The 21,433-nt window shown below is 72.6% G+C and carries 22 protein-coding genes; 9 read left to right on the top strand and 13 right to left on the bottom strand.

Translation table 11 applies throughout. The features are described 5' to 3' along the window. Positions 1-39: 39 nt before the first annotated feature. Together ACFY23_RS11510 and ACFY23_RS11505 are read right to left on the bottom strand one after the other, a co-directional pair. The gene (locus ACFY23_RS11510) at positions 40-903 is read right to left on the bottom strand and encodes a cytochrome c biogenesis CcdA family protein (RefSeq protein WP_350682623.1); all 864 of its coding nucleotides are present in this window, start codon (positions 901-903) and stop codon (positions 40-42) included. Next, on the bottom strand, positions 900-1,661 hold the full coding sequence (locus tag ACFY23_RS11505) for a DsbA family protein (protein WP_350682621.1): 762 nt from the start codon (positions 1,659-1,661) through the stop codon (positions 900-902). The genes ACFY23_RS11510 and ACFY23_RS11505 overlap by 4 nt, the downstream gene beginning before the upstream one ends. Positions 1,662-1,747: 86 nt before the next feature. Between ACFY23_RS11505 and ACFY23_RS11500 the strand changes: the two genes are divergently transcribed. The 5 genes from ACFY23_RS11500 (at position 1,748) to ACFY23_RS11480 (ending at position 4,906) form a co-directional block, all read left to right on the top strand. Next, positions 1,748-2,209, top strand: a complete 462-nt coding sequence (locus tag ACFY23_RS11500; protein WP_350682619.1) for a hypothetical protein — start codon at positions 1,748-1,750, stop codon at positions 2,207-2,209. Further along, a complete protein-coding gene (locus ACFY23_RS11495) occupies positions 2,206-2,598 on the top strand; it encodes a BlaI/MecI/CopY family transcriptional regulator (RefSeq protein WP_350682617.1) in 393 nt (130 codons plus the stop codon). The genes ACFY23_RS11500 and ACFY23_RS11495 overlap by 4 nt, the downstream gene beginning before the upstream one ends. Continuing rightward, on the top strand, positions 2,595-3,545 hold the full coding sequence (locus ACFY23_RS11490) for a M56 family metallopeptidase (RefSeq protein WP_350682615.1): 951 nt from the start codon (positions 2,595-2,597) through the stop codon (positions 3,543-3,545). Before ACFY23_RS11495 ends, ACFY23_RS11490 begins: the two co-directional genes overlap by 4 nt. A gap of 84 nt (positions 3,546-3,629) precedes the next feature. Next, positions 3,630-4,229: a class I SAM-dependent methyltransferase gene (locus ACFY23_RS11485; RefSeq protein WP_350682613.1), complete on the top strand. Its 600-nt coding sequence runs from the start codon at positions 3,630-3,632 to the stop codon at positions 4,227-4,229. A 239-nt stretch (positions 4,230-4,468) separates the two neighbouring features. Next, positions 4,469-4,906 (top strand): hypothetical protein, encoded by a 438-nt coding sequence (locus tag ACFY23_RS11480; protein ID WP_350682611.1) that lies wholly within the window; start codon positions 4,469-4,471, stop codon positions 4,904-4,906. A gap of 239 nt (positions 4,907-5,145) precedes the next feature. Here ACFY23_RS11480 and ACFY23_RS11475 read toward each other — a convergent pair whose 3' ends face one another. Both ACFY23_RS11475 and ACFY23_RS11470 read right to left on the bottom strand, forming a co-directional pair. Next, positions 5,146-6,822, bottom strand: a complete 1,677-nt coding sequence (locus tag ACFY23_RS11475) for a family 10 glycosylhydrolase (RefSeq protein WP_350682609.1) — start codon at positions 6,820-6,822, stop codon at positions 5,146-5,148. 192 nt (positions 6,823-7,014) lie between these two features. Continuing rightward, positions 7,015-8,421 (bottom strand): PLP-dependent aminotransferase family protein, encoded by a 1,407-nt coding sequence (locus ACFY23_RS11470; protein ID WP_350682607.1) that lies wholly within the window; start codon positions 8,419-8,421, stop codon positions 7,015-7,017. Between ACFY23_RS11470 and ACFY23_RS11465 the strand changes: the two genes are divergently transcribed. From ACFY23_RS11465 to ACFY23_RS11455, 3 genes are all read left to right on the top strand, one after another. Then, a complete protein-coding gene (locus ACFY23_RS11465) occupies positions 8,420-9,427 on the top strand; it encodes a DMT family transporter (protein WP_350682605.1) in 1,008 nt (335 codons plus the stop codon). The genes ACFY23_RS11470 and ACFY23_RS11465 overlap by 2 nt on opposite strands. Positions 9,428-9,603: 176 nt before the next feature. Next, entirely contained in the window at positions 9,604-10,998 is a 1,395-nt protein-coding gene (locus ACFY23_RS11460) for an N-acetylmuramoyl-L-alanine amidase (RefSeq protein ID WP_350679004.1), read from the top strand. Between the two features lie 87 nt (positions 10,999-11,085). Further along, the gene (locus ACFY23_RS11455; protein ID WP_350679002.1) at positions 11,086-11,616 is read left to right on the top strand and encodes an SRPBCC family protein; all 531 of its coding nucleotides are present in this window, start codon (positions 11,086-11,088) and stop codon (positions 11,614-11,616) included. A 202-nt stretch (positions 11,617-11,818) separates the two neighbouring features. Here ACFY23_RS11455 and ACFY23_RS11450 read toward each other — a convergent pair whose 3' ends face one another. From ACFY23_RS11450 to ACFY23_RS11440, 3 genes are all read right to left on the bottom strand, one after another. After that, on the bottom strand, positions 11,819-12,286 hold the full coding sequence (locus tag ACFY23_RS11450) for a hypothetical protein (RefSeq protein WP_350679000.1): 468 nt from the start codon (positions 12,284-12,286) through the stop codon (positions 11,819-11,821). A 281-nt stretch (positions 12,287-12,567) separates the two neighbouring features. Beyond that, positions 12,568-13,968 (bottom strand): hypothetical protein, encoded by a 1,401-nt coding sequence (locus tag ACFY23_RS11445; RefSeq protein ID WP_350678998.1) that lies wholly within the window; start codon positions 13,966-13,968, stop codon positions 12,568-12,570. Positions 13,969-14,008: 40 nt separating this feature from the next. After that, positions 14,009-14,623: a hypothetical protein gene (locus tag ACFY23_RS11440; RefSeq protein WP_350678996.1), complete on the bottom strand. Its 615-nt coding sequence runs from the start codon at positions 14,621-14,623 to the stop codon at positions 14,009-14,011. Between the two features lie 234 nt (positions 14,624-14,857). Here ACFY23_RS11440 and ACFY23_RS11435 point away from each other — a divergent pair, with 234 nt between their 5' ends. Beyond that, on the top strand, positions 14,858-15,808 hold the full coding sequence (locus tag ACFY23_RS11435) for a tetratricopeptide repeat protein (protein ID WP_350678994.1): 951 nt from the start codon (positions 14,858-14,860) through the stop codon (positions 15,806-15,808). 63 nt (positions 15,809-15,871) lie between these two features. On the opposite strand, the gene ACFY23_RS11430 is transcribed toward ACFY23_RS11435, so the two are convergent. From ACFY23_RS11430 to ACFY23_RS11405, 6 genes are all read right to left on the bottom strand, one after another. Further along, on the bottom strand, positions 15,872-16,666 hold the full coding sequence (locus tag ACFY23_RS11430) for an ABC transporter permease (RefSeq protein WP_350678992.1): 795 nt from the start codon (positions 16,664-16,666) through the stop codon (positions 15,872-15,874). Continuing rightward, entirely contained in the window at positions 16,663-17,646 is a 984-nt protein-coding gene (locus ACFY23_RS11425; protein ID WP_350678990.1) for an ATP-binding cassette domain-containing protein, read from the bottom strand. Before ACFY23_RS11425 ends, ACFY23_RS11430 begins: the two co-directional genes overlap by 4 nt. 90 nt (positions 17,647-17,736) lie before the next feature. Then, entirely contained in the window at positions 17,737-18,093 is a 357-nt protein-coding gene (locus ACFY23_RS11420) for a hypothetical protein (RefSeq protein WP_350678988.1), read from the bottom strand. A gap of 12 nt (positions 18,094-18,105) precedes the next feature. Continuing rightward, positions 18,106-18,675 carry a helix-turn-helix domain-containing protein gene (locus ACFY23_RS11415; RefSeq protein WP_350678986.1) on the bottom strand — a complete coding sequence of 190 codons (570 nt, stop codon included), beginning with the start codon at positions 18,673-18,675 and terminating at the stop codon, positions 18,106-18,108. A gap of 102 nt (positions 18,676-18,777) precedes the next feature. Then, a complete protein-coding gene (locus ACFY23_RS11410; RefSeq protein ID WP_350678984.1) occupies positions 18,778-20,841 on the bottom strand; it encodes a glycogen debranching N-terminal domain-containing protein in 2,064 nt (687 codons plus the stop codon). Continuing rightward, positions 20,838-21,215 (bottom strand): SCP2 sterol-binding domain-containing protein, encoded by a 378-nt coding sequence (locus ACFY23_RS11405; protein WP_350678982.1) that lies wholly within the window; start codon positions 21,213-21,215, stop codon positions 20,838-20,840. Before ACFY23_RS11405 ends, ACFY23_RS11410 begins: the two co-directional genes overlap by 4 nt. Between the last annotated feature and the right edge of the window lie 218 nt (positions 21,216-21,433).

The raw sequence follows: 21,433 nt of genomic DNA, 5'->3' as shown, positions 1-21,433 counted from the left end.
TGGAAAGTCAGTGCGAGGGGTTCGGGTTGGCCCCGCATGTCACGTGCGGGGCGTGGTCGGGGTCTCCTGCCGGGCGTCCTGGTCCGAGACGTCCCGCCGTCGACGACGGACCAGGACGGCCAGCGCGGCGACGGCGACGAGCAGCAATATCGCCTCGTCCGGCACGGACCCGAGGGTGCCGGTCACCCACTCCTGTGCCGCACCCTCGACGTCGGTCAGGCCCAGACCGCCGGCCAGCCCGGCGGTGCCGTCAAAGGCCAGGAACAACACGCCGAGCGCGATGAACAGCAGCCCGGAGGCGAAGGAGGTGCTGTGCACCCGGAACCTGCCCACCGTCAGGCCCCGACCCCGCAGCCACCGCCGCTGCCCCATGCGCCACCGGTCCCACACCAAGGCGAGCAGCAGCAACGGCGCGGTCATGCCGAGGGCGTAGACAGCGAGCAGAGCGCCACCGGAAGCGGGCTGATCGGATGTGGCGGCGACCGTGAGAATCGCCCCGAGGATCGGCCCGGAGCAGAAACCGGCGAGCCCGGAGACCGCGCCGAGGGCGAACACCGAGGCCGGGGAGTCCCCGGTCAGCCGGCCCAGCCAGCGCTGTGCGGGCCCGAGCGCGAACCCGCGTCCGGCCAACTGCACGACTCCCAACGCGATGATCGCCCAACCGGCGACCAGGATCAGGGTGTCGCGGTGGCGGAAGAACACGCCCGCGATGGCGGAGGAGCCGACGCCGAGGGGCACCAGGACCGCGGCGAGCCCGAGGTAGAACACGCCGGTGCGAGCCACGAGGCGGCCGGGGCTGCCGAACGCGTACGCGAAGAACGACGGCAGCAGCATCGCGCTGCACGGGCTCAGCAGGGCGAGCGTCCCGCCGAGCAGCGCGGCCAGGTAGCCGACGTCGCTCATCGTGCCAGCTCCAGCTCCTTGTCGATGGCCTGCTTGAACGCCTCGAACGGCTGGGCGCCGATGATCGGCGTGCCGCCGACGATGAACGCCGGCGTGCCGGTGATCCCCATAGACGTGGCCTCCTGCTCGTCCCGGTCGATCGCGGCCGCGGTGACCGCGGAGGCACGGTCGGCGTCGAAGCGCGCCAGGTCCAGCCCGAGCTCGCGAGCGGCGGCGCGCAGCGCATCGTCGCCCAGTGCCCCGCTGTTGACCCGCCGTTCCTCGGCGTACAGCGCGTCGTGGTACTCCCAGAACCTGCCCTGCGCGCCGGCGGCGCGGGCGGCGGCCGCGGCGTCGCGGGACTCCGGCCCGAGGTACGGCAGGTCCCGCCACTCGATGCGGACCAGTCCCTTGTCGACGTACTCGCGGATCAGCCGGGGTTCGACCTGCCGGGCGTGCCGTCGGCAGAACGGGCACTGGAAGTCGGAGTACTCCAGCATCACGACGGGCGCGTCCGGCCCACCCAGTGCCACCGGGTCCCCGGGTGTCCGTCGGGCCAGACCGGCGAACGGGTTCACCCGTTCCTCCCCCGAGCCGGCCGCCTGTCCGGCGGGGGCGGCCGGCGTCGTGTCGGACGATGGCCGGCCGAGCACGATCAGCACCGCGACCACGGCGATGACCAGCACCGGGCCGAGCCATCCGGCGGTACGCCGGATGGCGTGCGGCCCGCCCGCGCGACGTACGGGCCGACGCGGAGCGGTACGGGCGGAGGGTTTCATGGCAGCTCCCTGGAGGATCTACTATGCGGCTTAGTACTATCTACCCTAGTACTATCATGGTTCGTAGGAAGGTGAGGAGGGTCGCCATGCGGAGCTGGACACCGCGCCGGCTGGTCGTCGCGGTGGTCGGTGCCGCCGTCACCGCGGCGGTGATCGCCGTGCCGACCGACCTGCTCGACACGCCCCTGTTCGGCCGCAGCGTTCCGGTGACCTGGTGGGCCTGGCCGGTCCTGGCCGTCACGGCGGCACTGTCGGGCCTGCTGCTGGCCACCTACGTCCGGCCTGCGGACGCCACCCGCTCCCCTCGAACGGAGCAGCGGGTGGGCGCGGTGGGCGGTGTGTTGTCGCTACTGGCGGTGGGCTGCCCGGTCTGCAACAAGCTGGTGCTGCTCGCGCTCGGCGCCAGCGGCGCGATGACCTGGTTCGCGCCGGCCCAACCGCTCCTGGCCGCCGCCTCGATCGTCCTGCTCGGCTGGGCGCTGCGACGGCGGCTGCTCGGTGAACGGCAGTGCCCCGTGCCCGCGCCGAGCGCTAGGGTCGAGCGGTGATCAGGCCCGGGCGCCGTGACCGCGGCGCGGAACTCCCCCTCGGCCCCTTGGAGTCCGAGGTGATGAACCGGCTCTGGGCGGCGGATGCTCCGCTCACGGTCCGGCAGATGGTCGACTCGCTCGCCGACAAGGGCCTGGCCTACACGACGGTGATGACGGTCCTGGACAATCTTCACCGCAAGGGCTGGGCGGAGCGGGACCTCGTCGGTCGCGCCTACCGCTACCGGCCCCGCATCGGCCGGGAGGAACACGTCAGCCAGGTGATGGCCGACGCGCTCTCCTCCGCCAGCGACCAGCACGCCGCCCTCGCCAGGTTCGTCGACGCCATGAGCCCCGAGGAGGCAGCCCTGCTGCGCGCCATCCTGCACGAGCGGCAGGAGCCGGCGTGATCAGTCTCCTCCTGCTCGCCTGGGCAGCTACCGTCGCCGTGGCTGCGCCACGTGCCATCGCCGCCAGGTCCTGGAGTCGGGCCGCCCCTCGGGTCGCGGTCGGCCTGTGGCTCGGCGCCCTGGCTTCGGCGACCGGAGCCGTCCTGAGCGCCGGGCTGCTCGTCGCCGTGCCGCCAGCCGCGCTCGCCGCAGGCCTCGACGGTGTCGTCGAGGCCTGCGCCCGCGCGCTGGCCCGCCTCGGCGCTCCCAACGAGACTCTGGCCGCGCTCGCCCTGACCGCCACCGCCGTACTCGCCGCCCGCCTCGCGACCAGCGCGGTCGCCACCCTCCGCGCGGCCCGACGGTGGCGGCGGCGCCACCTGGCGGCGCTGTCCCCTGTGGCGCGGCCAGGACCTGCCGGCGGCTGCACCGTGGTGGAGCACGCCACACCGATGGTCTACTGCCTGCCCGGCAGACCCGGGCACGTCGTCGTCACCCGCGGCGCGCTCGACGCGCTGACCCCGCAGCAGCTCGAGGCGGTACTACGGCACGAACACGCCCATCTACGCGGTCGTCACCACCTGCTCGTGGCCGTCGCGGCAGCCTTCCACCGGGCCCTGCCCGGGTTGCCCCTGGCCCGCACCGCCGAGGATGAGATCCGCCGCCTCGTCGAGCACCTCGCCGACGACCGGGCCGGCGCACAGCACGGCCGCCACACCGTGGCCGCCGCCATCGTCCGACTCGCCGACACCACCCCCGGTCACGCCCTCGGCGCCGGGGGCACCGCAGTGGACCGGGTGCGCCGACTGCTCACTCCCGCCCCACCCAGGTCGACGGCACGGGGTCTGCTCGGTGCCGCCGCCGTCGCCCTGCTCCTGATGTTCCCCCTGGTCACGACCGCGACAGCCGCTGCGATCGGCGTGCACGGGGCCACCTGCTCGCATTCACACACCTCCGCCCGCGGCTGAGCCTGGGAAAGACCCGCTCACACCTCCATGCCGGCCGATGCTGGGAGGCGGAGGACGCCGCCACCAACCGAAGGGAAGCCGACAGTGGACAGCGCCGACTGGGATGCCCGCTACGCCGAAGCCCCCGAGCTTGTCTGGACCGCCGAGCCGAACCGGTTCGTCGTCGAGGAGACCGCCGACCTGCCACCGGGCCGGGCGCTCGACCTGGCCGCGGGCGAAGGTCGTAACGCGGTCTGGCTGGCCGAACGCGGCTGGCGGGTCTCCGCCGTCGACTTCTCCGCCGTGGCCGTGCGGCGCGGCCAGGACCTTGCCCGCGAGCGGGGCGTCGACGTCGACTGGCAGGTCGCCGACGTCACCACGTACCGGCCCGACGACGGCGCCTACGATCTGGTCCTCATCGCCTACCTGCACCTGCCCCGACCCGACCTGGCCACCGTCCTACGGCACGCGACCACCGCCGTACGCCCCGGCGGGTCGTTCGTCCTCGTCGGCCACGACCTGGCCAACCTCACCGCAGGCACGGGCGGCCCGCGGGATCCCGCGGTGCTGCAGACGCCGGAGCTGGTCGTCGCCGAACTGCCCGGCATGCGGATCCACCGGGCCGAGACGGCCCGGCGCCCGGTCCGGACGCGGGACGAGACGGTCGACGCCCTGGACACCGTGGTGACCGCGACCCGCCCGTGACCGCCATCCACTGAGGCGACACTGGTCGCCGACCCGGCGACTGCTGCGCAGCCCATCCCACTCCCCCGACGACCAGGACAGCGCGTCGGCGTGCCACCGACGTGGTGGCCGCCGGCTCGCGACGACGGGCGCCGCAGAGTGGACGGTCGTACAGTGGGCACGATCCTGGCCCACTGACCCTCGGCAGGCCCCGGGCCGGATCGCGTCCGGGCACCGGTCTGCCGACCGGAAGGAGCACAGTGAACCGACGCGTCCGGACCGCTTTCGCCGCAGCCCTGGCCGCCGCCCTGATGACCACCCTCGCCGCCGCGCCGGCGCAGGCCCACGGGCACACCACCCCCACCGTCGTTTCCCTGCCCGACGGCTTCCAGCCGGAGGGCATCGCCACCGCCGGCAGGTACGCCTACCTCGGCTCCCGAGCCACCGGTGCCATCTACCGCGCCGATCTGATCGACGGTGACGGCGCGCTGCTCAGCCCGGCCACCGGCACCCCGTCGCTCGGGCTCAAGGTCGACCCGCGCGGCCGGCTCTTCGTCGCCGGCGGCACCGCCGGCGACGCCCGGATCGTCGACACCCGAACAGGCGACGTCCTGGCCCGCTACCAGTTCGCCACCGCTCCGACCACCGCCCCGACCCCGACCACCCCGTACACCGTGGTCGCGGTCCGTCCGCACTGACAGCGAGGCCGGGGGTACGCGGACAGCCCGCGTACTCCCGGCCTCGGCATCCCGGTCGCCGCTCAGGGGCGCACCAGTCGGGTGAGGCCCGTCAGGGCTGGGCCGTCAGCGCCACGAATGCCCTCGCCCGGTGCGGGTGCCGTCCGGAGACCGGCCGTCCCTGCCGAGCCGGCGCCCGAGCCGGCCTCCCGTCGCCTCGGCAGGAGCGGACTGTCCGGCACCGCACCGCAGGACGATCCCTACGGCGCGGCGACGGACACCGGCGCGCTGAGGCGGCCCTCGTTTCCGCTGCGGTCCAGCCCGGACACGCAGTAGGAGAGCGAGCGGTCGGTCGGGGCGGTGCGGTCGACCCAGCCCGTGCCCCGGGCGGTGCCGGCGAGCCGGACCGTGTCGCCGTCCACCCGGTAGACGGCGAAGCTCGTGGCGCCGTCCCCGCGCCAGGTCAGCGCCACCTCGCCGGCGCCCTGACGGCGCGCGCCGGTGACCGCGGGGGCGGCCGGCGGCGCCGCTGGTAGGTGCGCCATCGGGGGCACGAGTGCCGGGCCGGCGTAGTGCGCCCCGCTGTACCGGCTGACCGCCCCGAGCTTGTCGGCGCGCACCTGCCGGGCGCTGAAGTGCACGCTCCCGCTCACACCGTACCGCCGGTTGAGGGCGAGCTGGCGGTCCAGCTCGGCCGGGTCGCGCCAGGCGCCGCGCTCGCCCACCCGGTAGTCGGCCTGGCCGATGTAGAGCTGTACGCGGGTGCCCCGCACGGTGGCCGCCCACCACGGCAGCAGTGTGGCGTAGTCGGCCTTGTCGAACCCGATGTGCCAGTAGAGCTGCGGTACGACGTAGTCCAGCCACTGCTTCCGCACCCAGAGTCGGGTGTCGGCGGAGATGTCGTCGTAGCTCTGCAACCCGGCTGTCGCGGAGCCGGCCGGGTCGGTGCGCTCGTTGCGCCAGATGCCGAACGGGCTGATGCCGAACTTCACCCAGGGCTTGATCGCCTTGATCCGCTCGCTCATCTCCCGCACGAGGGTGTTCACGTTGTCCCGGCGCCAGGCGCGCTTGTCCGCGAACCGCCCGCCGTACCGGGCGAACGCCGCGTCGTCCGGAAAGTCCTGCCCGGCCTCCGGATACGGGTAGAAGAAGTCGTCGAAGCGCACACCGTCGACGTCGTACCGCCGTACCGCCTCCAGCATCGAGTCCTCGACGAAGGTGCGCGCCTCGGGGATGCCCGGGTTGAAGTAGAGGCGGCTGCCGGGCCGGTCGGCGCTGGGATAGGTCACCACCCAGTCCGGATGCCGGCGCAGCGGGTGGCTCGGCGCGAGCTGGTCCAGCCGGGGGCCGGGGCCGCCCACCGTGGCCGGCTGCCCGCCCCGGTACGGGTTGAACCAGGCGTGGAACTCCAGGTTGCGGGCGTGCGCCTCGGCGACCATGAACTCCATCGGGTCCCAGCCCGGGTCGCGTCCGTCGCGCCGCCCGGTCAGCCACTCCGACCACGGCGCGTACGCCGACGGCCAGAGCGCGTCCCCGCTCGGCCGCACGTGCACGAAGACCGCGTTGTGGTTGCGCCGCACGGCCAGGTCCAGCCAGCCCCGGAACTCCGCCCGTACCGTCTCGGCCGGCAGCCCGCGCCGGCTCGGCCAGTCGATGTTGTTCACGGTCGTGATCCACATGCCGCGCAACTCGCGCGGCGCGCGGGCCGCCCGGCCGGCGCAGGTCGGGGTGCCGTGCGCCGGGCCGGTGCCGGGCGTCGCGGCGAAGGTGGGCACGCCGCCGCCCGGCGCCGCTGCGCCGCCGCCCTCGCCGAGGCCCCGCCCCCGCAGCGACCATGCGCCGGCCGCGACCGCCACGGCGAGCGCGGCGACCACCGCGACGAGCGCCTGGGTACGACGACGGCGGGCGAGGGAAACGGAGGGAGCGATGACGGGCATCGCTCCAGTCTGCCCAGTGCTGCTCGCCTGGGTGAACCGGCCAGCCACTTACTTGACGGTCGGACAAGGACGGCGGCTGCCGTGACGTCCAGCCGCCGGCGGTCCGGCGCGCCCCTGTGGCGCGGTGGACCAGGGCGATGTCGATGTCGCGGTTCTGCACAGCGCGCGACCCGTCGGGGCGGCCGGGTCGTGTCAGGGAGTTGCCGCTCCGCTCCCCAGCGCACGGGAGAGCCTGCGGACGGCCTCGTCCATGAGGTCGGGTGGCGAGGCCGCGTAGGTGAGGCGCAGGTGCGGTGCCGGGGGCTCGGCGGCGTACCACGGCCGCCCGGGGAAGACCACGACGCCCTCGCCGGCCGCGGCGGCGGCCAGCGCGACGTCGTCGGTGCCGTCCGGCAGGCGCGCCCACAGGTGCAGGCCGCCCCGCGGGACCGCCTGCGGGGCGAGTGGGGGCAGGTGCCGCCGCAGCGCGGCCAGCAGTGCCGCGCGCCGCGCCTGCAACGCGGCGCGCACGGTGCGGCGGTGTCGCGCCCACGCCGGGGAGGTGACGAACTCGATCGCGGCCTGTTGCAGGGGGCCGGCCACGAAGAAGTCGTCGAGCAGCCGGCCTGCCCGCAGGCGGGCACCGGCGGGGCCACGCGCGCCGATCGCCGCGACGCGGAGCCCGGGCGCTGCGGACTTGGTGAGGGAGCGCAGGTAGACGACATGTCCGTCGGGGTCGTCGGCGGCCAGTGGAGGCGCGGCTTCGCCGTCGATGGCGAGATCCCGGGCGTAGTCGTCCTCGATCAGGAACGCCCCTGCGTCGCGTACGGCGGCGGAGACCTCGGCCCGCCGATGGGCTGCCAGGGTCGCGCCGGTGGGGTTGGCGTACAGCGGCTGGCAGTAGAACAGCCGGGCGCGGGTGCGGGCGAAGGCCGCGGCCAGTTGGTCGGGCCGTACGCCGTCGGCGTCGGCGGGGACGGGCACCACCCGCAGTCCGGCGGCGCGGGCCGCGGCCAGCGCGCCCAGGTAGGTGGGCGACTCGACGAGCAGGGTGTCGCCGGGAGCGGCGAGCGCGCGGAGCGCGGAGGACAGCGCGGCCTGCCCGCCCGGGCAGATCACGACGTCGCCGGCGCTCAGCCCGCCTCCGGCCTCGCGGGCGAACCAGGCGCGCAGGTCCTCGCGGCCCTCGGCCGGGCCGCGTTGCCACGACGCGGGCTGCCGGGCGGCTCGGGCCAGCGCGGCACCGAGCGCGGCGGCCGGTTGGAGGTCCGGGTCCAGGTAGCCACCGGACAGCGGTATCGCGCCAGCGGGTGGTAACGCCAGTAACGCCTGCATGTCCTCCTCGCCGGGTAGGCGAGGGCCGAGCGCCACGGTCTGCCAGGACAGGTCCGACCCGGGCTGCCGCGGGGGCGCGGCGGCCACGAACGTGCCCCGCCCGGATCGCGCCTCGACCAGCCCCTGCGCGGCGAGCTGACGGATGGCCTCGGTGACCGTCACCGGGGACGCCTGGTGCCGCGCGGTCAGCTCGCGCACCGACGGCAGTCGGTCCCCCGGGTCCGCCCTGGCGACGAGCGCGCGCAGATCTTGGATGACACGCTCGGCTGCGTTACCGTTGCCCATGAAGGAGAAGAGTAGCGCTACTGCCAAGACCACGGTAACAGCGGATCGCACGGTCGGGCTCGCCCTCGGAGCGCTGGGCGTACTGGCCTTCAGCATGTCGCTGCCGATGACCCGCGTCGCCGTGCAGGAGCTCGACCCCTGGTTCGTCGCCTTCGGGCGGGCCGTCGGCGCGGCGCTGCTGGCGTGGGCGTACCTCAGGTTCACCGGCGCGTCGCGGCCCGGCCGGGGTCAGTGGTGGCGCCTGTCGATCGTCGCGCTCGGTGTCGTCGTCGGCTTTCCGTTGTTCACCTCGCTGGCCCTGACGACGCAGACCTCCGCGCACGGCGCGGTCGTCATCGCCGTGCTGCCGGCCATGACCGCGGTGTTCGCGGTGCTGCGCGCCGGAGAGCGTCCGCCGCCGCTGTTCTGGGTCGCGAGTATCGGTGGGCTGGTGGCGGTGCTGGCCTTCCTCGTGGCCAGCGGCACGGTGAGCGGCGCCCTGTCCCTCGCGGATCTGTACCTGCTCGCGGCGGTCGTGCTGTGCGGCCTGGGATACGCCGAGGGCGGCGCGCTCGCCCGCGAGCTGGGCGGCGCCCGCACGATCTGCTGGGCGTTGCTGCTGTCGCTGCCCGTCACCCTCCCCGTCACGGCCGTGGCCACCGCGGTCCACCCACCGCACCCCGGCACCGCCGCCTGGGCGGCGTTCGGCTACCTCACCACGGTCTCCATGTTCCTGGGCTTCTTCGCCTGGTACGCGGGCCTCGCCCGCGGGGGCATCGCGCAGGTCGGACAGATCCAGCTCGCCCAGCCCGTGCTCACCCTGGTCTGGTCGGCGCTGCTGGTCGACGAGGCCGTCACCCCGGCCTCGGTCGCGGCGGCGTTCGTGGTGCTCGCCTGCGTCGTCGTGACCCAGCGGTCCCGCGCCGGCACCCGATCTACCGTTCCCGCGCCGACGGGCGGGCCGGGCGGCTCCGGTGCGAGGCCCGTGGTGGCGTCGGCGGTTCGCCCATCGCCGGACCCGTCCTGACGCGCGCCGGCGCCACCCGGCACGCCCGGCAGGGCGGCGCGCGCGGGCTGGCCCGCGCGCGCCGTCGATGAAGGATTCCACCATCCGGAAAGCCCGGTCTCGCAAACCGTTTACACCGTCGTCGGCAGCGGGGTATGTTACGGCCATCCATCGAGTTCTGTCGATAGGAGTGGACGATGGCTGGTCGACAAACCTCGCGGCGTACGCACGGGCTGCTCAGCGCCATGCTCGCCGCGGCTCTGGTCCTGTCCGGCGAGTCATTCCTGCCGGCGTCGCCGGCGTCAGCCGCCCCGGACCGGGGCTCGGCGGCATCAGGCCGACTGGCTGCCGCGTTCGACACCGCCGCACGACGGTACGACGTTCCCCGCGATCTGCTCCTCGCCCTCGGCTACGCGGAGACGCGCCTCGACGGGCACGACGGCAGACCGAGCGCAGTGGGCGGGTACGGCCTCATGCACCTGGTCAGCAACCCGAGCCTGCGCACCCTGGACGAGGCGGCCCGGCTGACCCGGCTCCACCGGGACACTTTGCGCACCGACCCGACCGCGAACGTCGCCGGGGCCGCCGCCGTCCTGCGCTCCTACGCCGACCAGGCCGGCCTGACCGCCGTCGAACGCCAGGACGTCAACACGTGGTACGGCTCGGTCGCGCGCTACGGCGGGGCAAGCACCCCGGCGCTCGCCCGGCTCTACGCGGACGCCGTCTACGACCTGTTGGCGACGGGCTTCGAGACGGGACAGCCCGATGCGTTGACGGTTCCCGGCCGCCCGGTCGCGCCGCAGCGGGGCGTGCTCGCCCGGGCGACGGACGGGTTCGGAACCCTCAGCACCGACTACGGACCGGCCGCGTGGGCGCCGGCGAGCGCCAGCAACTACACCGTGGCCAGCCGGCCCGGCAGTCACCCCGTCAGGTACGTCGTCATCCACGTCACGCAGGGCAGCTACGCCGGATCGATCAGCTGGTTCCAGAACCCGGCCGCCCGGGCCAGCGCGCACTACACGTTCCGCTCGTCCGACGGGGCGGTCACCCAGTCCGTGCGCGAGAAGGACATCGCCTGGCACGCCGGCAACTGGACCTACAACACCCAGTCGATCGGCATCGAGCACGAGGGCTACGTCGACAACCCGGCCTGGTTCACGGACGCGATGTACCGGGCGTCCGCGGCCCTGACCCGCAACCTGGCCAACAAGTACGGCATCCCCAAGGACCGGGCGCACATCATCGGCCACAACGAGGTGCCGGGGGCCACCCACACCGACCCCGGCCCGCACTGGAACTGGACCTACTACATGGAGCTGGTGAACGGGAAGACCGGCATCGGCTCCGGCACCATCGGCACCGGAGGGGCCAACCTCAACGTCCGCTCCGGGCCCGGCGTCGGCTACGGCATCGTGGGATCCGTCGCCGACGGCACGACGGTCAGCATCTACTGCCAGGCCGTCGGCACGACCGTCACCGGCACCTACGGCACCACCAACGTCTGGAACCGGATCGGCACCAACAGGTACGTCTCGGACGCCTACGTCCTGACCGGCCACGACGGTTTCATCCCCAACGTGCCACGGTGCTGACTCCCTGCACGACCGCGCGCACGGCCCCCTCGCCGACCCGGACCAGTGGGAGGATCCGGAGAGCCGACGGACACGAGGGAGGGTGCCGTGCGCTACGTCGATGGCCCGACGGTGGAGTGCGACCTCCACCTGGCGGCCGATCCGGTCCGGGTGTGGCAGCTGGTCACGGACATCGAGCTGCCCCCGCGGTTCAGCACGGAGCTGCGCCGGGTGCAATGGCTGGACGGCAACCGGGCGCCGGCCCTCGGCGCCCGGTTCGAGGGGCACAACCACCATCCCGCGCTGGGCGAGTGGCGAACCATCTCGCACATCGTGCGGTTCGACGAGCCGCAGGTCTTCGGCTGGGTGGTGCTCGACCCGGACAACCGCTTCGGCGGCGGCCCCGCCGACCTACGACGCCCGGCCGCCGCCTGGCAGTTCCGACTCGCCCCCGAGGGTGACGGCTGCCGGCTGGCCCAGTCCGTACGGATCGGCCCCGGCCGCAGCGGGGTGAGCCTGGTCATCGACCGGGCCCCCGACCACGAGGAGCAGATCGTCGAACACCGGATGGCCGCCCTGCGGGACGCCATGACCGCCACCTTGCAGGGCATCCGGAGCCTCGCCGAGCAGCCGCACTGACCACGGCGGCGGTGGTCGCAGATGGACGGAACCACGGAGGGACGCCCGGGGGGGGTGGGCACAGGTCCCGCCCATCTGCGTAGGCCGGCACGCCCGGCCTCACCACAACAGCCCCCGGGCGCCGGAATCCGTTACATCGCAAGGGACCTGACGCGTGGGTCCGTCGGGACGTACGCCAACGCCGAGCGTCGCCACGTGGACATCAGCCGCACCAACCCGCCTTGTTGTTCCCCGCGTTGGAGTCCGTCGGCGGGTAGTAGATGTTGCCGATGACCCAGATGCACTTCCCAGCGGCCCAGGCGGTCACCGGTCCGGCGTAGTACCGGTAGGTGCCGTGGTCCCGGTCGTCCGCCGAGAGCAGCCGGCAGCTGCTGGTGCCGGACGAACAGACCCACAGCTCGACGGACATGACCTTGCTGACGCCCCAGGTGTTGGAACTCGACACGGTCCGGGCGCAGTTGTAGCCGCCGCTGTAGTAGACCTCGACGTACCCGTACCTCGTCGAGCCGTTGATGGGCACGTCGCCGTACAGGTCGAAGCCACCGACCTTGGAACCCGCACAGGTACCGGTCGCGGCCTGCGCCGCCGGGCTGGCGAGGAACGCGCTCCCGGTGGCGACGAGGACCAACGCGGCGAGCATCGCCAGGATTCGCGATCGTGAGATGGTCAAAGGGGTCTCCATTTCCTCCGTGCCACGCCGCGGCGAGCGGCGGGATCAGCCACCTGACAGCCCGCGGCGCCTCGGCGGGCGGCGGCTCGGCCGCGTACGTCGACGTCCGGAGCGGTGCAGGACCGGCACAGTCAACAGGTGTGGGCGCCCGCCAGCCAGTGATTCGAACTGGTTCGAATCACCGGGCCGCGACCCGGCGACCGACCGTGGCACGACGGATCCACGGTCGACGACACGAACCGGGCGCCAGTACTCCCGATGGCAGCGAAGGTGGCTCCGGTCTACGGCACCGGGTGACCCAGGTGCGAATTCCGGTCGGGGTGTGCACGGACCACGTCCATGACCTGCGCCGCCACGGCCGAGGGGCGGCGGTCGCGCAGATCCAGGACGTTGCCGGAGACGCTCACCCGGTTGGCCACGAGCAGCCGCATGATCGCCAGCAGGGCGTCGAACCGGCCGGTCAGATCGAACCGGCGACCGTCGGGCCCGATGACGACGGCGGGACTCACCCCGGCCGCGAGGGTGGTGCGCTCCCAGTCGATCTCGTACGACCGGCGGTCGGGGCCGACCCGCACCACGAGTTCCTTCGTGCGGTGCAGCACCGCGAGGTAGGTCATCGGCACCGTCAGTTTCTTGCCGAGGTCGATCGGGACGGCGCCGTCGGCGGGGAAGACGCGCAGGACGGTCTCCAGCACCGGGCCGGCGTACTGGAAGGTCGTCGTGCCCCGCAGTTCCAGGAACCGGCCACGGACGAGGTGCCCGCCGTGACGGGCCCACCGGCGGTCCACGCCGCCGAACGCCCCTTCCTCCCCGGGCAGTCGGTCGACCACCCACCTCGTCTGCCCGTCCGGCACCGGCTCGGGCGTCGGCCCCCCGCCGGCGGCCCGTTCGACCAGGCTCTGGAGCCGCGTCGCCACGGCGGGGTCGACGCGTCGCAGGTCGATCGTGTCGCCGTCCATGGTGATCCGGCCCGTGTCCCCGCTGCCGGTGATCCGCCACAGCTCCAGCAGGAGTTCCGGGCGCCCGGTCAGCTCGACGCGCCGGCCGTCGAGACCGAACAGCCTGCACGTCCTGACACCCGACAGCAGGGCGCTGCGCGGCCAGTCGATGCCGAGTTCCTCGGGGACGTCGGGGTGGACGACGGCGGCGAGGCGCCCCGCGGTGACGGCCGCCAGGCACAGGGACGGCACACGCCACGTGTGCGTCGACTCGAACGGCTCACCGCCGTCGGGGTGGACCCACAGCCGGAGCCGGATGCGCGGCTTTGGCTCGTCGGGGTCGAGGTCGCCGCCGTAGGACTGGTACGTCGCCTCCCAGTCGCCGCCGTACGACTCGAGCGTCGCCTCGCGCACCTCGGCCGTGGCCAACCGGCCGCCCTGGATCGGGATCCGGGCGCGGGGGGTCCACATGGCGAAGGTGTCGTCGTCCCACTGGTACGCCGTGGACACCCGGTCGCGGTCGGTGATGACCGGATGGTGCCTGCGAGTGAAGCGAAAGGCGCTGACGGGGATCGCGAGGGTGAACCCCAGACCGGCAAGGAGGAAGACCAGCGGGACGCCCCGTTCGCTCTCGCCGGCACCGGTGACGCCCAGGGCGCCGCAGATGAGCAGGATCGGCCCCGCCACCCCCAGGACGGTGAAGAGCACGAGGTTGCCGACGAACGTACGGGCGAAACTCTGCACTGCCCCTCCTCGACTGACCTCGGTCCTTCCGTCAGGACCATCAACGGGTTGGGAGCTTCTGGCGCGCAGCCTCGGCGAACTGTTCCGCAGCCGGCGCAGTCGCGTCAGGAACAGGCGCCTGGCCCTGCGCGAGGCCCGACCGGAGGTCGATGGCGGTGAACTCGGTCTCGAAGCTGTCCCCGCCGCTGCCGCTGAAGATAGCGGCGACGCTCACCACCAGGTACAGGGGCGCGAAGGACCAGCAGAAGGCCCGCCAGCCTCCCAGCCAGGCGCCGAAGCCTTCTCCGTTGGAGGTCCTGACGGATTGCATGCCGGAGGCGGCGTCCCCGAGGCTGCCGACCGAGCCCCAGACCATGCCGTACGCGAAGACCACCACGAACCAGATGGCGGCCATGACGGCGACATACACACCGGTGCTGGCGAACATGGCCGTGGACAGTTGGCCGAGCACAAGGTCCTGGTTGGCCGCGTTGACGGCGCCCATCAGGACCCCGGCCACCACCATCACCACGAGCGCGTCCAGGGTCCGGCCCCAGAAGTGCGGCCACCCGGCCTTGCGGACGTAGTAGGCCCCGGTGTCCGTGTGGCGGCGTACCGGCAGGCCATTCACGGCGTCGATCAGACCGGTCGTGGACGGTGGTGTGGAGCGGCTCATGATGCCCTTCTGATCGGTTCGGCTGCCGTCCCCTGGCGGCCTACGGGGTGAGCGAGTGACCGTCAGGAGAACGGGGCCAGGCCGCCGGACCCACAGACACGATCGGCCAGCCGTCTACGTCCTCCACACCGCAGCCCGCGCTGACGGTGTCAGACCTAGACGGTACAAGGTCGGCACCTGCCGATGGCCGGCCGACATCCGGGGCGCATGACCGACACAGTAGAGTGTGATGGCGTGACCTTGACCCCTGCCGCCGCCTCGTCTGCCAATGCTGAGGCGTTGCTCGCCGAGACCCGAAGGGTGACGGCGGCCGATCCGCTCGACGCCGCGTACCTCGAAGGGCTGTGCCGGGAGATCGACGGCCGGATCGTGCGCGGCGACGCGATGATCGGGATCCTGCCGGTCCAGGCGTACGAGGTGCTGGTCCGGGGCTACGCCGCCGCGGCGCTGGCCGGCCGGACCGACGTGTGGTTGCCCCTGGGGCAGCGGCTGCTCGACCCGCGGGCCGGACGGCCGCTGGCGTGGCCGTCGCCACACCCGTTCCCTGCGGGCGACGACGAGGCCCTGGACTCGGCCCTGCGCTGCTTCGTCGAGGCCGCCGGGCACGGCAGCCGCCAGGGCGCGTACCTGTTCGCCGCCGTCGGCCGGCAGGCCGTGGGCCGGGTCGGGCGGTATGCGTTGACGCTGCTGGAGCCGCTGCGGGCCGACGACCCGACCGGGGAGGCGACCTACTGGTCCGGCATCGTGCGCTACCTGATGGGCGACGGCGAGGCCGCGGTCGCGGACCATCAGCGGGCCGCTGCGGCCGGCAACGCCGACGCGATGTTCGAGCTGCACGTCCTGTACGGCACCGGGGACGCGGTGCCGCAGGACGACGTGGTGGCGCGGCAGTGGCTGATGCGCGCCGCCGAGCGGGACCACCCCCGGGCCCTGTACAACATCGCGGCGGCGTACGCCACCGGTCAGGGGTTCCCCCGGGACGAGGCCGTCGCCGCCGGCTGGTACGAGCGGGCGGCGAACGCCGGGAACCCACGGGCTGCGGCCACCCTCGGGGTGATGTGCCTGCTCGGCTCCGGCGTGCCCGCCGACCCGGCCCGCGCCGCCGGCTGGCTCGACCGGGCCGAGGAGCAGGGGTTCGACGTCGACGGCTGGCTTGACCAGCTCGGCGTGCGCCGGCCCTCCTGACCGGGGAAGCCCCGGGGTGCCGAGCCGGCACACGCCTCGTGCTCGTCCGATAGTCCACCCCCGTCAGGTGACGTCCCTGCGTAGGGGCAGGACGACAGCCAGTAGCGCGGCGGCGATCGCGTAGGCGATCAACAGCCCGGCGCCGGCTGGCGGGGACAGAAGCTGCGGTGCGGCTCCGGTCGTGTCATGCGCCACCTGGGTGAGCGCGGTGAAGTTGGTCAGCGCGGCGGTGGCGCCGCCGGGCAGGAACGGGTAAGCCGTATTCACCCCGGGCACGAAGAGCAGCAGGTTTTCGCCCATGTAGAGGTACGCGCCCAAGCCGGCCAACGCGATCACCTGGTTGCCGACCAGTGCGCCGATGCCCACGCCCAGTACCGTGTAGGCGGCCATCGCCACGACCAGGCGCAGCAGCAACCCGGCAACGACGTCGAGTGTGGCGTCGGTGGGGACGCCCCGGACAGCCAGACCGGCGTAGAGCGCCACGCCGGCCGTGATCGCCGTGATCAACCCATAGGCCACACCGGCAACGAGGTAGGCGAAGAGTTTCGCGGCCAGCACGCTCCAGCGTCGAGGTGCGAACAGAAACGTGGCCGAGATGGTCCGGTGCCGGTACTCGGAGGTGACCGCCGTCGCGCCGAACAGCGCAGGGACGATCACTCCGAGCCCGGCGAGGCCGAGTACCGCCCGGATGCCGGCCTCGGTGTCGATTCCGGGTAGTGGCGGATTGACGTTCTCCGGACCGATGACGGTGAGCAGGCCGACCAGACCGCCCCCGAGGACGACCGCGGCGACCACCGCCCAGATCCAGAGGCGGGTGGCGAACAGCCGGCGGAACTCGGCTCGGACGAGGTGGCTCATCTGGTGGTCCTCTTTTCCCCGGTCAACTGCAGAAATGCCTGCTCCAGGTCGGTGCGGCAGGGAGTCAGTCCATACACCCGCAGGCCCGCGTCCGCCGCGGTGTCTGCCACCCGTTCGGCGCTGAGGCCATGGACCCGGAGGATGCCGGGACCGGTGTTCTCGATCCGGGGCGGGCGACCGTCGGTCGTCCCGGCATCGGCCAGTCGCGCGGCGAGGAGGTCGGCGTCAGGAGACTGGACCACGACGGCGGGCACGGTCACCGCAGCGAGTTCGTCGAGGGTGCCTTCGGCCATCAGGCGCCCGCCGCTGATCACGACCACGCTGTCCACCATCTGTTCCACCTCGCTGAGCACGTGGCTGGAGACCAGGACGGTGCGCCCCTCGTCGGCGAGCTCGCGCAGGAACTGGCGTAGCCAGGCGATACCTCCGGGGTCGAGACCGTTGGTCGGCTCGTCCAGAAGCAGCACGGGAGCATTGCCGAGCAGGGCTGTGGCGAGGGCGAGTCGCTGGCGCATACCCGTGGAGAATGCGCCGGTCTTCCGGCTCGCGAACCCGGACATGTCCAGGGCCTCGATGACCTCGTCCGCGCGCCGTACCGGCAGCCCGGCCATGTCGCAGTAGATCCGCAGGTGGTCCCGGGCGCTGATTCCGGGATGACAGCTTGACGCATCCAGAGCCGCGCCGACGGTGCGAGCCGGCTGCGGCAGGTCGACGTACCGTCGGCCACCGATGAGCGCGTCGCCGGAGGTGGGCCGGATCAACCCCAGGATCATTCGCAGGGTGGTCGACTTGCCGGCGCCGTTCGGGCCGAGGAAGCCGGTCACCCGCCCGGGCTCCACGGTGAAGCTCAGGTCGGTGACCGCCGGGACGGCACCGAACCGCTTGGTGAGGTTGCGCACCTGCACCCTCACGCCGTCGAACGTCTTCGTGGTGCTGGTGGGCGGTTTGTCGTGGGCACCGGGTGCCAGCCTTCGGATCATGGACATGAGGCATCGCCATTCGAGGTGGGGTGAAAAAGGGACCGGCGGCCGCCGGAGTGGCCACCGGCCGGGAAGCGACGGACGGACCGGTCAGGGCGTCCGGGTGGCCTCTTCGACGAGCCGAACCGTGGCGCGGGGGTCGCTGACCTGGACGACGAGGCGGTTGTAGCGTTCGTCGGTCAGTTCGATGACGACGGCCTTGGCCGGGTCGCGGACGTCCCAGAACACCCGCTCACCGTCGAGGTGGAAGGTGCCCGCGACGATGACCCCGGGGAGGTGGGCTCCCGGCGCCCGCACCCCCTTCGCCTCCTTGACGATCCCCGGGTCGGCCGTCGCGCCCCTGACGTTGACCAGCGGAATCGTGAGCCGGCTCTTCAGTGCCCAGAGCTTGTCCAGGCCCTCGATCTCCACGACGAGAGCCTCGCCGTCGACGTAAACACGTGCCATGTCTCTAACTCCTCAGATCTCGTGCCGGCTGAATTGGTGGGCCACTGCCCCGCCGGCTTCGGTGGTTTGCGTGTCGGACGCGCCGGCCCTGGCCCGCAGGCGCAGGCCCAGCACTGTGGCGGTCAGCGCGGTGGTCAGTGCCGCGACGCGAGCGGCTTTTTCGGCGCCGGGCTGTTCGGCGATCAGGACGTGACCGAGGGCCTCATCGAGCTCCCCCAGGCACCCGTTGACCATTTCGGCGATCTCGGGATCGACCGGCGCACGCTCGACTGCGGCCCTCAGGAGCAGGTCGAAGCCGGGTTCCGCCGCGTCGGCGGCAAGTACGCGTCGCATCGCCTCGGCGATGTCGCCGGCCGCCGCGACGGCCGCGACGAGGGGTCGTACCTGGTGCTCCACGTGCCAGCGCAGCGCCCTCGTGTAGAGCCCACCCTTGCTGCCAAAGGTCTTGTACAGGCTGTTGCGATGGACGCCGAGGCTGGCCACCAGGTCGTCGACGGACGTGCCGTCGTACCCCCGCTCGGCGAACACACCTATCGCCGCCTGGACGGCCTGATCCTCGTCGAACCCGCGTGGTCTCCCCATGGCAGTGACAGTAGCGGGTTTAGGAACGACCAGTCAAGAACGATCGTTCCTAAATTCCGGCCGAGCGCGACGACGGCAGCCCGAGGAGGCCCCGTTCAGTCCCTACCGCCGAGCCCTGGCGCGACGCCGACTGTCGGCCCTGCTGCGGCCGAACGCGTCGGCGTACCCCCAACGGCCCGGGATGTCGAGCAGTTCGATCCGGCCGATCGCGGCCGGCAGGGCGGGATCGACCGCGAGGTGGTCCTCGTGCGGGTCGAGGCCGAGCATCGTACGGAGGAACAGGAGGGTCGCTCCGGCCGACCAGCCCTGCGGGCTGCAGGCGGTGGGGTACTCGACGGGGTACTTGGTCAGGGACCGCTCGTAGCCGGCGAACGCCTCGGGCAACCGCCCGCCGAAGTACTGCGACGCGTCGATGACGGCCTCGGCGATCCGGCCGGCCTCCTGCCGGAAGCCGTAGCGCCACAGGCCCCAGGCGATGATCGAATTGTCGAACGGCCAGACCGTGCCGACGTGGTAGCCGACCGGGTTGTACCGCGCCGCGCCGTCGGCCAGGGTGCGGACGCCCCACCCGGAGAACATGCTCGGCCCGAGCAGGTGCCGGGCGACCGGCTGGGCCCGGTCCTGGTCGACGATGCCACTCCAGAGCAGGTGACCCATGTTGGACGACATGGCGTCGACCGGCTTGCCGTCGGTGTCGAGGGCAAGCGCGTAGTACTCCCCCTCTTCGATCCAGAAGTCGCGGTTGAAGCGCCGCTTGAGGTCGGCCGCCTCGTCTTCGAGACGGTCGGCGTAGGCGGGGTCGTTCCAGAAGTGGCGGGCCAGGCGGGCGCCGCGCAGCTTCGCGTCGTAGGCGTATCCCTGCAGCTCACAGGTCGCGCGTGGCAGTCCGGGCAGCCGGCCGTCCCGGTAGGAGACCGCATCCCAGGAGTCCTTCCAGCACTGGTTTTCCAGGCCGTTCACGGTGTTCCGCCGCTGGTACGAGATGTAACCGTTGCCCAGGATGTCGCCGTACTCGTCGATCCAGTGCAGCGCCGCGCGGGCTTCGAGCTCCAACTGTCGCACCAGGTCGGCGTCCCCGCTCCACCGCTCGTACTCGTCGAGCAGGATCACGTACAGCGGGGTGGAGTCCGCTGACCCGTAGTAGGGGCTGTGCGGTTGCTCCTCGAACGCCGCCGACTCGCCGTAGCGGAACTCGTGCGCGATCTTCCCGGGTTCCTCGTCGCGAAAGTCGTCCAGCTTGCTGCCCTGCTGGAAGGCGAGGTCGCGGAGCACCGTCGAGGCGAGTTCCGGCACGAACGGCAGCGTCTGCAGACTGATGAAGATGCTGTCCCGGCCGAAGATGGTCATGAACCAGGGCAGCCCCGCGGCCGGCAACCGCCGGGGGAAGGCCAGCGGTGAGTACCGCATCGCGGCCAGGTCGGTGAGGCTGCGCTCGTACGCCGTCTGCAGGGACCGGTGGTCGCACACCAACTGTGGTGTCTGGACGAGGAAGTCGTCGAGGTCCTGCCGCAGCTGCGGCTTCGCCCGCCCTCGGTGGGCGTCCAGGCTGGCCCGGATGTCGAGGCCCCGCGCGCCGCGCACGATCGGGTAGACGTGCAGTTCGGTGCTCCACCTGCCGCGCGGCGCGATCCGGATGTCGAACGTCATCCCCTTCTCGTCGACCCGCGCCGGCGCCGTGCTCGAAATGATCGTCTCACGCAGGAAGGTGCCCCGTTCGTAGCGGAACCGCAGATGGCCGTCCTCGACGCTCGTCACAGCCTTGCCGGTCTTGCCTCGTACGTCCTTGATCTCGAACAGGTCGGCGAAGTCGGTGGCCATCTCCACCCGCAGCGTGAGGTGGCGTTCCTCGGTGTCGTGGTTGAGTACCGTCAACTGTTCGCTGAACTCGCGGCAGATCTGCTGCTGCCGGATGACCGAGACCTTCGCGTCGACGTAGTGGGTCGGCTCGCCGGGCACGAGGAAGTAGCGTGTCTCGAAATACTGCAGGTCGTCCCGGGACAGGGCGTTGAGCGGTTCGCCGTCGACGGTCAGCACCCAGGTCGACAGGAACCGGGTGTCGAACGAGAAGAGCCCGGTGGGAAAGACCGGCGACGGGTGGAGGTTGCCACGTTCGTCGCTGACGACGAACGTGTTGCCGTCCAGGATGCTGACGCCTCGCTCGCTCATGATCGCTGTCCTCCTGCACGGGCGAAGTCGCGCGGGTGGTGGGCGTCCTCGGGGCCGGGCAGCAGCCGCTCGAACGACGACAGGAGCGCCAGGTCGCCCTCGACGGTGATCTCGTTGCGCATCAGCGCCGCGTAGAGCTGTGCCTGCCCCCGGACCAGCCGGTCGAAGAGCGTCTGGTGGCCGCGGATCACCAGGTCCGGCTGCCGATCCTGGCGCGACACCTGCGTCGTGCCGTCGCGCAACGTGACAAACCAGACTTCCGTCCCCGCGTCGCGTTCGACGTCCAGCCGGATGATGCCCCGGGCCTTCATCGTGATCGGCGTGGCCGGGCGCCGGCCTAGCCGACCGAGGAAGTCGGCGGTCGGGTCCGTCATCGGAACCTCCTTCCGGCATCCGGGCGAGCCGCACCGTTCGTACAGCCTGGAACACCGGCAGGTGAGCAGTCGTCACCCGAAACGGGTGAACGTCGTCGGCGCCGGCAGAGCCCGGCCGAGGCGGCGCGGCGGGGCCCCCCCCCCCGGGGGGGGGGGGGGGGGGGGCCCCCCCCCCCGGGGCGGGGGGGGGCCCCCGGGGGCCCCCCCCCCCGACCCCC

Origin of the sequence: Micromonospora sp. NPDC000121, from assembly GCF_042899165.1 — a bacterium.
In the GTDB taxonomy this organism is placed as follows: domain Bacteria; phylum Actinomycetota; class Actinomycetes; order Mycobacteriales; family Micromonosporaceae; genus Micromonospora.
The sequence above is the reverse complement of the archived record's forward strand: the minus strand, read 5'-3'. Positions and strand labels throughout refer to the sequence as shown.